A 12,847-nucleotide genomic window follows, 5' to 3' on the forward strand; every position below is an offset into this window, starting at 1 on the left:
CGGAGTGGGAGCCGGAGTGGGAGCCGGAGTGGGAGCCGGAGTGGGAGCCGGAGTGGGAGCCGGAGTGGGAGCCGGAGGCGGTGCGGGTGGAGGAGGAGCCGCACTTGCCGCTACTGGTTCAGCTTCCACATCGGGAACGCTGGTGCTGGGTTGATTCTCCTCAGACTCAGGCTGCATGCCAGAAATCGGATCGGGTTGGATCGATGGCTCGGGTGCTTCTTGTTCGGGTGCGGAAACCTCAGTGGGTGGCATTTCTGGGGCTTGTGCTGCTTGTTCTTCTTCAGAATGACTTTCCTGGAGATTATAGCCACACTGACCGCAGAAGGCGGCATCGGTTTGCACCGTTGCGCCACAAGAAGGACAACTAGTGGTTGCCGGTAAGGGGGTCAAACAAGACTCGCACTGGGTTGCGCCTTCTGGATTTTGGTGGTTGCAATTCGGACAGACAATCATCGCAGTTTTTTCTCCCATCGATTCGGATCGTAAGAAGAGTAGGGATTTACCCGCCTCAAATGGTCAGATTTTACCCTGGCTCAATGCTTTACCGAGAGTGACGCGGTGGTGCCGATCGCAAGCGTAGTGCTTTTTTTATCCCCGCATATTGCTCTAAGCGCTTCTAATTTCAGCTTCAGACGCTTGCTTTCGGGGGAATAAGATTTTCCCCTAATCGTGCAAGGCATGGCAATGGAAATCGGAGGTGAAAGCACGCTCGCTTCACTTATCAGCTTCACTTAAACTATTCCGCCCAATATTCACTTAAGTTACTTCACCTGCCGTCCGGCGGCTTCATCTAGCAGCCACCAGAGTTCTCCCTGGGGTTGAACGAGTCGAGCCGGATAGGTGAAATCATCTGCGTCTGAGGCAAAGATTTGCGCTAAGGCGTCTTGTTTTCCGGCACCGGACACCAGGAAGATAACACAGTGGGCTTGGTTAATTAGGGGGACGGTAAAAGTAATGCGGGGGTGTCCGTCTTTATTGCCCACCGTGACCGGGGAATCGCTCACTTTTAACGCTGGGGTCTGGGGAAAAAGTGAGGCGGTGTGAGCGTCGTCGCCAATTCCGAGCAAAATTAAGTCAAGGGCGGGAAATTCACCCGGGGGCACTTGAAAAAATTGTTGCAACTGTTGTTCGTACTGCTTGGCATCGGCTGCTGGATCCCCCGCACCAGTGGGTATGGGGTGAATGTTGGCGGCGGGGAAATCCACGGGATCGAGCCAAGCTTCACAAGCCATCCGCTGATTGCTCTCAGGATCCTCTGGTGGCACGTAACGCTCATCCCCCCAAAAAATATGAATTTTCTCCCAAGGCAGATCGCAAGTGGCGAGAGATTCATACAGGGGTTTGGGCGTGCTACCCCCTGCTAGAGCAATCGTGCAGCGATCGCTCGCTTCCAAGGCTTGTTGAATTTTCTCGCGCACCACCTGGAGCGATCGCCCAATCAACGCCGTCTTATCCGGTAAAACTTCAACTCTTTTATTCATCAAAATAGAGAATAGCTGCTATTATCCAATAGCATTCTGACATCCTCCCGACACCGACCCTGACGGGTACGGTACTCGGTTCCTCCTGGAGCGAGCCAACTTACGCCACAAGCTCTCGCTTATCGCATAGAGGTCCAACTCTCCAGAGGCGTTTCCTAGCTTAAATCTAGCGCAATCAAACCCCATCTTCTTCTCCCCATACGACAATTTTAAAATAAAGAACGCAAGTTATGGGTCAGAATTGATGATAGATCCCCACAGTTGCCGCGATCGCGCCCTAGTCTTTACCCGTTATCCCACCCCCGGACAAACCAAAACTCGCCTAATTCCCACCCTCGGTGCCCAAGGAGCGGCGCAGTTGCAACGCCAACTGAGCGAACATACCCTCGCTCAGGTCAGACAACTGCAAAATTTACAACCCGTTACCATCGAAGTTCGTTTTGCGGGGGGTACTATCGAGCAGATGCGAGCTTGGTTGGGATCCGATCTGCTCTACAACCCCCAAAATAACGGAGATCTCGGCGCGCGTTTGATTCAAGCCTTTGAGGAAGCCTTCGACGCCGGCATTGAGCGGGTGGTCACCATCGGGATTGATTGCCCCGCCATCGACGCCGCCCTCCTTTCTACCGCCTTCGATCGCCTGCAAGATAGCGACCTGGTACTCGGCCCTGCGGTGGATGGAGGATATTACCTCATCGGTTTGCGCCGACCGGTGCCGGAATTATTCACCGGGATTGATTGGGGGACGGGAGAGGTGTTGCAACAGACAGTGGCGATCGCTCATTCTTTATCCTTATCGATTGACTATCTCCCCCAACTGCGCGATATCGATCGCCCCGAAGATCTGCCGAGTTTACCACCCGATTTTCAACTCTCCCCATTGCCTCCTTTAATTTCGATTATTATTCCGGTACTCAATGAAGCCGATCGTCTCGAACAAACCTTAGGACGAACCAAAGCAGGCACCCATGTAGAAATTATCGTAGTGGATGGCGGGTCGGAAGATGGAACCCGCGAATTAGCCGAATCTTGTGGGGTAAAAGCGATCGCCTCGCATGCATGTCGCGCGCGGCAAATGAACGCCGGTGCTGCTGTGGCGCGCGGGGAAATTTTGTTGTTTCTCCACGGCGATACTCAATTGCCAAGGGGATATGATACCGTGGTGCGCGAGGTGCTGGCAGTACCGAGAGTGGTGGGGGGTGCCTTTGAACTGAAAATCGATTCCGCACGACAGGGTCTGCGGTGGGTGGAACGAGGGGTAAAGTGGCGATCGCGCCTGTTGCAAATGCCCTATGGCGACCAAGGCATATTTGTCCGCGCCGATGTTTTTCGAGAACTGGGGGGATTTTCACCCCTGCCGATCGTGGAGGATTTGGAATTCATCCATCGGTTGAGAAGGCGGGGCAATATTGCGATCGCGCCGAGTTCAGTTCTAACCTCAGCACGCCGATGGGAAAAACTCGGCGTGGTGAAAACTACCGCCATCAATCAAGCCATCCTGATTGGGTATTATCTTGGTGTCCCACCGGAGCGTCTGGTTAACTGGTACGGTCAATGGGTAAACTAACAACGGCAGGCTTCCGCGCGGCGATCGGCACCTTTGCCAACCCACCGATGCCCCAAGTCCCCCGGTCTGTTTGGATTCTCTAATGCAGGGGGTAACGGCCAGCAGATCCCAAACCCGAAAAAATAATTTTTTTTTTAAGTTTTCCGGTAACAGGGAGTTAGAGGCTTGGGTGCTTCCAGTTTTCAGTTTAAACTGAAACTGAGATAGTAAATATTGACCCCGAGCGGGAGCGGCAAAAGCCCCCAATTCTCCCCGTGCGTACAGGTTAAAAACTTCGAGTCTGTCATTGCCCACCCCTTGCATGCTTGCCGTCCAGTGTCACCGAAGCGAGTAAATCCCACACGGTAGGGGTCTCAACTTTTTTCCAGCGATCGTGGGGAAGTGGTAAACCCCGCCCCGCTTTCCTCTGCCGATTGACAATAATCTCGGGAGTTTTTAGCAGGTTAGATAAAATGAATCAACATTCTGTAGCTTCAATGACCCTGAAAGTGGTCGGGGTAATTTTAGTTCTGTCGTCATTATTAGATTACCTGCTACTTGCCTTTCCATTCAATCCTTTGGAGAGACAGTGGCAGTTGACCTATACGGCTCAGCTCGTGGAACGAGGCATCATTCCTTTAGTAGGAATTGCTTTTCTATTAGCTGGATTTTGGATGCAAAGTAGCGAAGGGGCTAACCCATCGAGACGCAATGCCTTGCAAGACCTTCGGTTTTGGGCTTTTTTGCTGTCTACAGTTTTAGGGCTTGTCTTTCTGTTGCTATTCCCCCTACATCTGAATAACGTTCGCCTTCAACGCTCTGACACGTTGCAGGAAATTCGGGAACAAGCGGTCGAGACAGAAGCTCAAGTGGTCAACCGCCTGGGTAATGAAAATGTGGAAACAGAAATCGAACGGCGGCGCAGTGCCTTGGGCGGTCAACTGCGCGAATTGCTTTCTGACCAACAGCGACTTGAGGAAGCATTGGCCAATCCCGAGGTACCAGAACAGGAAAAAGAGTTACTGCAACAGTTGAGAGAAAATCCAGACCAGATTGACCAGTTTCTCCAGGAGCGATTTAGCGTGGAGTCGCTTAGCGAGCAACAGGTGAGTCAAATTCGCGAGCGTCGGGAAAACCTGGAAGCAGAAGCGAAAACCAGATTGACGAAGCTTGCTTTACAAACGGGAATTAGTAGTTTGCTCTTGGCCGTTGGCTACAGTATCATTGGCTGGACGGGTTTGAAAAGTATGGGCACTTCGCGCGGTGGTCGTCGCAGTCCTAGCCCTCGCTAACAAGTCGGGGATTTTCGCTCGGAGAAAATCCCCGCCGCAAGTGGTATTTGAGTTCGATCTCCGATCGCGGTTCGGCCAGAGGTTTTCTCCACCGTTCCGTTTTGGGTTGTCATCAAAGTGGGAAGAAATAAAATAGCAATTGTGAAGACAATCGAAAGCGAATTTCGGGAATTAAAGTAGGTTGAATAATGTCGAAGCTGTGACAAAGAAAAGAGGGTTGATAGCTAACCTAAATGGGCAAAAAATCTAAGTTGCCAACTTCTGAAATCAAAGTAATGGCAGAAAATTAAAAGGAATAAATTTGCCTATTTTTCAGGAGTTGAGGAGAGGATTAAGTGGGGGGAGAAAAGAGAGGATTGAAATCCCAGGAGGGAGAAAATTTCAAGGAATTCAGAGTAAAGATGAGAGAAAATTGAGGAGAAAGGAGGAATGGAGTTGGCATTGAGAAGTAAAAATATGTAGCATAAAGTACAATAGAGACTAAAGCAGTGCCGAGCGATCGCAGCTCGGTAAACGCGCTCGCTCGACGCCCCACCTGCCTAACCTATCCGGTAAAGTCAAGGCGGCGTTGAAACTTCACCTGAGAGGGGTTGAGGACACCTCCTTGTTAGCAAGTTATCAGCCAAACTCCCGGACTGGATAGGGTGACAAAGTTGGCTGACAATCACCATTCTCGGGTGGGTTTGTACCATTAGAGTCTTTGCGCCTTATTGGCAGCAGCCGCACATGTTTTCAATTTATATCCTTACCTATAACGAAGAAATTGATATTGCACCTTGCATTGAGTCAGCGATGTTATCCGATGACATCATTGTTGTGGACTCGATAAGTAGCGATCGCACTGTGGAGATTGCCAATCGATATCCCGTCCAGGTGGTACAGCACGAGTTTGAAAGTCACGGCAAACAAAGGACTTGGATGCTCGAGGAAATTCCCACCAAGCACGAATGGGTGTACATCCTAGAAGCCGACGAACGGATGACCCCCGAACTGTTTCAAGAATGTCTCGAGGCCACAAAAAGCGAGGAATTTATCGGTTACTATGTCGCCGAACGGGTCATATTTATGGACCAATGGATTCGTCGCAGTACCCAATATCCCCGCTATCAAATGCGTTTATTCCGCAAAGATAAAGTCTGGTTCACCGACTACGGGCATACCGAACGGGAAGTTTGTGACGGTCCGACGGGATTTCTCAAAGAAACCTACCCCCACTACACTTGTAGCAAAGGATTAAGCCGCTGGCTGGAAAAACACAACCGCTATTCCAGCGATGAAGCCAAGGAAACCCTGCGCCAATTGGAAAGCGGAGCAGTATCCTGGAAAAATTTGTTTTTAGGATCCTCAGAAGTGGAAAGAAGGCGGGCACTCAAAGATTTGTCCTTGCGTTTGCCCTTCCGACCGCTTTTGCGCTTTTTGTACATGTATCTTTTGCTGGGGGGGATTTTGGACGGGCGTGCAGGTTTTGCCTGGTGTACCCTACAAGCTTTCTACGAATATCTGATTTTGCTAAAAGTCTGGGAACTGAAGCACGCCCCAGAACCGCGCATAGAACCGGAGCAAGTACAGGCTACTCCTTCCAGCCAATCTTAAACCGGGTAAAGGTTTCCGGTGGGGCGGAGCCTCGGGAAAAGGCAAGGGATCCCAACTGCTTCCGAGCAGTTCGTGCGAATTTTGACAGAATTCTTTACAATTTTAAGCAATCCCACTAGGGAATTTTTTCAAGTCCTGCTTGGGCGGGAGGTTTGTCTTCTCATAAAAACCATCCGAAGGCTCCTTTCGCGGAAGCAGGCAACAATTGAGTCGCGGTTTGGCTGAGTTCCTGACATCGGGTCGCGGAACTTCTGTGGATTGAGGCACTGCTTTGGTTTCCTCAAACCACGGTAAAAGGGTTGACGAACTCAAATCAGCCACCAAAAATGGCAATAGGGGTTTGTTTAACTCGCTCGGCCAACCGCTGGTTAAAAGTGAAATGTTAGAGGGAAAAATTGCGATCGCGCAATTTTCCCCATCAAAGGAGAGTGGGTGACCTGTGCTCGAACGCTTTAAGCAAGACTTAAAAAACGATCTGATAGCCGGACTACTGGTGGTCATTCCCCTGGCAACTACTATCTGGCTGACGATTACAATCGCCAGATGGGTGATTGATTTCCTCACCAGCGTTCCCAAGCAGCTCAATCCGTTTGATAACCTGCACCCCATTTTAGTCAATCTGCTGAATTTGGGAGTGGGCCTAGCGGTGCCTTTACTGAGCATTCTGCTGATCGGATTGATGGCTCGCAATATCGCGGGGCGATGGCTGCTCGACCTTGGGGAGCGAGTTTTACAGGCTATTCCCCTAGCCGGCTCGGTTTACAAAACCCTCAAGCAACTGCTCGAAACCGTGCTGAAGGATTCCAACGATAAGTTTCGCCGGGTGATTTTGGTCGAGTATCCTCGCCGGGGAATCTGGGCGATCGCTTTCGTCACTGGAACCGTAACCACGGAAATTCAATCCCACTTGTCCGGTTCGATGCTCAGCATTTTTATCCCCACCACCCCCAACCCCACTAGCGGTTGGTACGCGATCGTTTCGGAGGAGGATGCGATCGACCTTTCCATGTCGGTGGAAGATGCGTTTAAAGTCATTGTCTCTGGTGGAATTGTCAGCCCCTCGGCTAGAGGTCCTTTACCTTTGCCTCCTTCTAACAAGCGCAAACTGCACGAACTGAAGAATGAGGGAAAACACCAGGCGATCTCCACTGAAGAACAACCCGAAGAAGAATATATCTAAACCCCAAGCCGTTTAACTCAACAACCATTATGCAACCCCGACGAATCGCCCGCGAACTCGCTCTGCTTTCTCTCAGTCAAGTCTCTTCTAATTTGGAAAAACTCCACCAAGAACAGCTCTCTGATTTGGTCCTTGGAGCGGTTCGCACCCTCACCCAGGAAGTTCACGATATCCTGGAAACCGCTGCCTCCGAACTCAAACGGGGTAGCGATCGCCTGATCGATAGCGAAATTCAAGCCACCACCGTCAAGAGCGCCCGGGCAATGGTTTCCGATGCGATCGAACAAACTCAAACTGCCATTAACCGGGTGGGCATGGCAATGGAATTGCCCGAATTCATTCAACTCACCAACCAAAAAGAAGTCAAAGCCTACGCTTTAGAAATTCTCAGCACCGTCAAACAAGAGCGCGCTGAAATTGACGATCTCATCAGTAACTCCCTGGTTAACTGGCAACTCAATCGCATCGCCCGCATCGATCGCGATATCTTGCGAATTGCTGTGGCTGAAATGCACTATCTCGGCGTTCAAGACCGAATTGCCATTAATGAAGCCGTGGAACTGGCAAAACGCTACAGCGGCGAAGATGCTTATCGCTTTGTTAATGGTGTCTTGCGTCGGGTCAGCGATCGCCTGAAAAACCGGATTCCCCAAAACACGTAACTGATGATTCTTGTCAGGTGGCCGATTTCTCCCCAAATTCGGCTTGCTCCATTGCAGGCATCTCGCCTGCTTTAGCCAAGAAAATCCAGATGTTAATCGCGCTCCTTGCCTCTCGTTAATCCCCTGTAACTTGCCACCCAATCTCTCGTGCAATTCACTCAATTTTCCCCTCTCATCCGCACAACTTTCACCGATTCACTTTTGCGCTGTTGAGCGTCAATTAAATCAAACGCAACTCTACTCTCTAGCCTCTACAAAAAAATCTTGACGCTACTCAATCCAAACCCCAAGCTTAACCGAACGTTAAAGGTGGTTAAAAAGCCCACACAAAGCTATTTTTTACCGTTAAAATCGTCGGTATAAATTTAAAAAATCCAAACCTAAACCCTTTTCAAACCCAAAAAATAAAAAGTCGCAAAGTGGGGAGTTGCACGAGAGGATTTATCGACCCCAATCGGGAGAAATTGAAACTAAAATTTCAGTGCCCGAGAGGGGTTAGGATGAAACGGAAACGCGAGCTAGAGAGATATCGGGAGAGTGGTGCAATCGCGGGAGGAAGGAGCTAAATCCAGGCAAAATATTTCAAAATCGGGAATATTTTAACCGATTAATCAAACAAAAAACCATAAAAAAACGCTGTTTATTGGTAGATTGAAGTCTGAAACCTACGTTAGGTAAATTCCAGTCAAAAGTCCGCACAGCTAAGAGAAGCAATTTCTAAAGCTTCTCTAAAACGGGAGAAAACCCGCAAAAAATACAGCAACAGTTTAGGTCAGGTCAATACTATGGTGTTTAATTGGTTCCGCCGTCAGTTTGGTAGCGAAGAAAAAAAACCGGAAAAACAAGCAGAACCAGCCACAGAGCAGGTTCAAGCCGAACCCTCATCCGCAGATGCCTCGGAGGAACCCCCCGCCGAAGAGGGAGAAGATTATCTAAGCTGGGCGAAAGCGGCTTATAAAAACATTCAAAAACAACAGACCGGGGAAGAAGAAAAGACAGAGATAGAAGAGTCGGTGGAGGAAGCGCCGATCGCGCAAGCAGCGGAAACACCGATAGAAGAAGCCACCGCCGAAACCAGGGAAGAAACCTCCCCAGGGGCAGAAGTTGCCGAGGCACCGGTAGCCGAGGAAGCGCAGACAGAAGCGGTAACAGAAGCAGCAGCGGAACAGGTGGAAGCCGCGCCCACCGTGGAACCCACACCGACCGAGGCGATCGCACCGGAGACGGCGGAAACGGCAGCGGTGGAGAACGCCACCGAGGAAACCCCTGTAGAAGTCGAACCAGAAACTGCGCCCCCCCCTGCCCCAGCAGAGCCCGTATCCGAGGAGGTTTCAGCCACAGAATCCGCCCCCGAGACGGAAACGGCGGCGGCTCCCACCTCCTTTTTAGCCAGGGCGCAAGCGGAACGACAAGCGAGGCTGGATCGATTGAGCGAAAGCGCGATCGAAACGCCCACCGAGGAGCCAGCAGCCCAGGGTGCGGGAACTGTGGCTCCCGGGACAGGGGGCGCGACCATTTCCGGATTAACGTTTGATGAGGGATTTTTGTGGTCGGCGGAAGTGCTGGCGTCCCAAGGTCGGCGTCCGGATGAGATTTCGATTGAAGAAATTACCTGGCTGCAGAAACTACGCCAGGGGTTAGACAAAACGCGGCGCAGCTTGATCAATCAGTTGCGGGCGATCGTGGGACAAGGACCGCTGAATAAAGAAGCGGTGATGGAAATCGAAGCAGCGCTTTTGCAGGCGGATGTGGGAATCGAGGCGACGGATGCGATTATCGATGCCTTGCAGCAAAAGCTTAAAGAAGAAGCACTCCCGCCCGCCGAGGCGATCGCCTACCTCAAACAAATCCTGCGCGATATGCTCGATCGCCCCTACGCCAACAACTACAAACCCATCTTTGTCCCGGAAAAAGACCGACTCAATGTCTGGCTGATTGCGGGGGTCAATGGTGCTGGGAAAACGACCACGATCGGCAAAATCGCCCATATTGCCAAAAAATCCGGTTACTCCACCTTAATTGCCGCCGCCGATACTTTCCGCGCCGCCGCTGTGGAACAGGTAAAAGTGTGGGGACAACGCTCGAATGTGGAAGTGATTGCCAATCCGGTGAAAAATGCGGATCCGGCGGCGGTGGTGTTCGATGCGGTGTCCGCCGCTCAAGCGCGGGGGACGGAATTGCTCCTGGTGGATACCGCCGGACGCCTTCAGAATAAGAAAAATCTGATGGATGAATTGGCGAAAGTTCGCCGGATTATCGATAAAAAAGCCCCGGATGCGGTGGTGGAATCGCTTTTGGTTTTGGATGCGACCCTGGGTCAAAATGGGATGCGCCAAGCACAAGTTTTTTCGGAAGCGATAAATCTCAACGGCGTTATCTTGACAAAACTGGATGGAACTGCTAAAGGTGGCATAGCGTTGGCGATCGTGCAGCAGATGGGTCTGCCTATCCGCTTTATCGGTGCGGGTGAAGGCATCGAAGATTTGCGCCCCTTTTCTAGTTATGAGTTCGTGGAAGCGTTAATCAGTGGCTAGCTTCCTGGGGAAGCCTTTGGGAAGGTCTAGATAACCGCATCGGCGATCGCAACCCTAGGGGCGATCGCAACCCCCTCTCGTTCCCAACGCGCCGATCGCACCCATTATTGCTGCAAAGGGGGCGATCGGCGCGTTTCTGCTTCGGTTAATTTTGTCGCCCCTGTTCGAGGTTTTCTCAAGGCAACTCGAACCTAGTGGCGCAGACAGTTAAAACAAACGATGAACCCCTACGAATTCATAACGAATCAATTCAGCAAGGATGTACATTAATTTCCACCCTTGCTTAGGGAAGCTTTGTGTTGGTGGCGGTGGGAGTGCAGGAGGGCGATCGCGGAAAATCCCCCCAGTTGTAGATTGGCAGGATAGGAAATTGGCGCTATGATTATTTCAATCGTTGTTAAAGGGATTCAAGTAGAACCTCCCCTCGGTTCTGTTGCCAATCATCCCCCATTATTTTAAAAGCTCTCTCCCGGGCGCTACAGGCGGCAAAACTCGCGTTCGCCCTGACAAAATATCCAAAGCGTGAGGGGTGAGGATTTGTGTCACTGCACCACTGGGCGCGAAGCATTGAAATTCAAAGAGAGTGGGTACGAGACTCTGGAACGGAAAATCAGATTCGAGGCATGAGGTATCAAATCGCCTGATTTTTCTGTAACTGGCAACTTTAACGTCCTGCTGTAGGCGTTGGGGTAAAATGCCGATCGCCAAAGCGGCAAAAATATTAAAATTTCTTTAAACTCCGAGTGGCCGCATCTGGCCGCGCTCAATTCCGAGAATATTAAAACAATTTGCCTCGAAATCCAGCAGGATTGCGCCTCTGGCACCTAACCCTTGCAAAAATGGCGCAGGAAATTTATAAAAACACAGTAAGCTTTTGGGGGAGTGCCCTCTGAAACCCGAAAACCGCGATCGCTCATATTGATTAAAAGCGTGACTCAATGACTTCTGTACCTATTCCAAGACAGCCATTTCAATCTACTGACCCTCCCAATGCCGGGGGAAACCCTCCCGAAGGAACGCCAGTATTTGCCCTCAAAGAACTGGTGGCACGTTTACATCGCGAACAAAAGAAAGTTCAAGATTTACTCTCTTCCCTGGGATTTGCCCTGCGAAGCTTCAATAATCTCAATCAATTTTTGGAGCTGATTCCCCTGGTGGCCAGTCGCGTTACCGATGCCGATGGGGGAGCGCTAATTCTGTTTAAACCCAATGGTCAGGTGCGCCTGCAACAGCTCCACTGTCAGGAAGGTCACGAATGTCAAGATATCCGCCAAGCTCTGGAAGCGGTGACGCGGCAAATGATGAACGGTTCGGGAGTGGCGGGCGGACCGAAGGTTCCGCCTTCGTCTTTGGATTATCAAGTCAGCCACTATGTCGGGTCGGATGTGCATTTGTTTGGCACGGCGATTTTGGTAAAAAATGTGGAACGGGGCCGATTGTATGTGTTTAGTCGCGACCCGGACTACAGTTGGACGCCGACTCGGCAAAAGTTGGTGCGGTTGGTGGCGGATCAAACTGCTGTGGCGATCGAAAATGACGAGCTGACGGTGGAACTGCGCAAAAAAGAACGCTTGGACCGCGAGTTAGAAATTGGTGCGGAAATCCAATTGCGCTTGCTCCCGCGTCAATGCCCGAAAATTCATGGGGTGGAATTAGCCGCGAGTTGTCAAACGGCAAATCGGGTGGGGGGGGATTACTATGATTTTATTCCCACCAGTCACGATATTGTTAAGTCTAAAAACAACGGGGGCAAACCCACCGGGCGGTGGAGTGTGGCGATCGGCGATGTGATGGGAAAAGGGGTTCCGGCGGGCTTGATTATGACCATGACCCGGGGGATGTTGCGCGCTGAGGTCCTCAATGGTCATTCTCCCGCTCGGATTCTCCAACATTTGAATCGGGTCATGTACGCGGATTTGGAAAATTCTCATCGGTTTGTGACCCTGTTTTATTCCGAGTATGACCCGAAAACTCGGGTGTTGTCTTATAGTAATGCCGCTCACAATCCGCCGTTGTTATGGCAGGCTTCTACGGGATCGCTGAAGCGTTTGGATACTCTGGGAATGCTGATTGGTTTGGATTCGGATACGCAATATCAGGAGGGTCAGGTGCAGCTCTATCCGGGGGATACCATCGTGTACTATACGGATGGGTTTACGGATGCGAGCAATCCGCAAGGCGATCGCTTCGATGAAGAAAATTTGGTGGCGGCTTTTCAATGGGCCTGCCAACACTGTAGCGGTCCGCAAGCAATTCTCGATTATCTGTTCGAACAAGTCCGCCTTTTTATCGGTCCGGACAGTCAAAATTCTGATGACATGACGGCGATCGTCATGCAAATTACCGATGAAGATTAGTGGCCGATGGCAAGGGATGTCCCCCTCGTCGGCGACCCTGCGCGTGCGCGATTCCCACCTACTCTTCCCATTTTACCCCTCATGGTTCATACTGAAGTTTTCATTTTCTACCCTGATGTCAAAACTCTGTCAGGAACCCCATCCCTAAAGGGAGGGGCTTGGTAAGACTTTATTTTCCCAAGCTCACCTGACCAGAAGACCA

The 12,847-nt window shown here is 50.9% G+C and carries 9 protein-coding genes; 7 read left to right on the plus strand and 2 right to left on the minus strand.

The window, feature by feature from the left end:
* Positions 1 to 453, minus strand: a 453-nt coding sequence (locus tag LKK83_RS05045) for a zinc ribbon domain-containing protein (RefSeq protein WP_324629824.1), incomplete at its 3' end; no start/stop codon positions are given.
* Between the two features lie 308 nt (positions 454 to 761).
* The gene (gene pgl, locus LKK83_RS05050; protein WP_324629825.1) at positions 762 to 1,481 is read right to left on the minus strand and encodes a 6-phosphogluconolactonase; all 720 of its coding nucleotides are present in this window, start codon (positions 1,479 to 1,481) and stop codon (positions 762 to 764) included.
* Between the two features lie 244 nt (positions 1,482 to 1,725).
* Between pgl and LKK83_RS05055 the strand changes: the two genes are divergently transcribed.
* The 7 genes from LKK83_RS05055 to LKK83_RS05085 all read left to right on the plus strand — a co-directional run bounded on the left by LKK83_RS05055 (position 1,726) and on the right by LKK83_RS05085 (position 12,645).
* Entirely contained in the window at positions 1,726 to 3,048 is a 1,323-nt protein-coding gene (locus LKK83_RS05055; protein ID WP_324629826.1) for a TIGR04283 family arsenosugar biosynthesis glycosyltransferase, read from the plus strand.
* A 452-nt stretch (positions 3,049 to 3,500) separates the two neighbouring features.
* A complete protein-coding gene (gene hpsJ-B / locus LKK83_RS05060) occupies positions 3,501 to 4,319 on the plus strand; it encodes a hormogonium polysaccharide biosynthesis protein HpsJ (protein WP_324629827.1) in 819 nt (272 codons plus the stop codon).
* A gap of 726 nt (positions 4,320 to 5,045) precedes the next feature.
* The gene (locus LKK83_RS05065) at positions 5,046 to 5,912 is read left to right on the plus strand and encodes a glycosyltransferase family 2 protein (protein WP_324629828.1); all 867 of its coding nucleotides are present in this window, start codon (positions 5,046 to 5,048) and stop codon (positions 5,910 to 5,912) included.
* Between the two features lie 439 nt (positions 5,913 to 6,351).
* A complete protein-coding gene (locus LKK83_RS05070) occupies positions 6,352 to 7,092 on the plus strand; it encodes a DUF502 domain-containing protein (protein ID WP_324629829.1) in 741 nt (246 codons plus the stop codon).
* A gap of 29 nt (positions 7,093 to 7,121) precedes the next feature.
* Positions 7,122 to 7,754, plus strand: a complete 633-nt coding sequence (gene nusB, locus LKK83_RS05075; protein WP_324629830.1) for a transcription antitermination factor NusB — start codon at positions 7,122 to 7,124, stop codon at positions 7,752 to 7,754.
* Positions 7,755 to 8,539: 785 nt separating this feature from the next.
* The gene (ftsY, locus tag LKK83_RS05080; protein WP_324629832.1) at positions 8,540 to 10,288 is read left to right on the plus strand and encodes a signal recognition particle-docking protein FtsY; all 1,749 of its coding nucleotides are present in this window, start codon (positions 8,540 to 8,542) and stop codon (positions 10,286 to 10,288) included.
* A 938-nt stretch (positions 10,289 to 11,226) separates the two neighbouring features.
* A complete protein-coding gene (locus tag LKK83_RS05085; RefSeq protein ID WP_324629833.1) occupies positions 11,227 to 12,645 on the plus strand; it encodes a PP2C family protein-serine/threonine phosphatase in 1,419 nt (472 codons plus the stop codon).
* Positions 12,646 to 12,847 lie beyond the last annotated feature (202 nt).

It is taken from the genome of Phormidium sp. CCY1219 (assembly GCF_035615515.1).
Classification (GTDB): domain Bacteria; phylum Cyanobacteriota; class Cyanobacteriia; order Cyanobacteriales; family Laspinemataceae; genus CCY1219.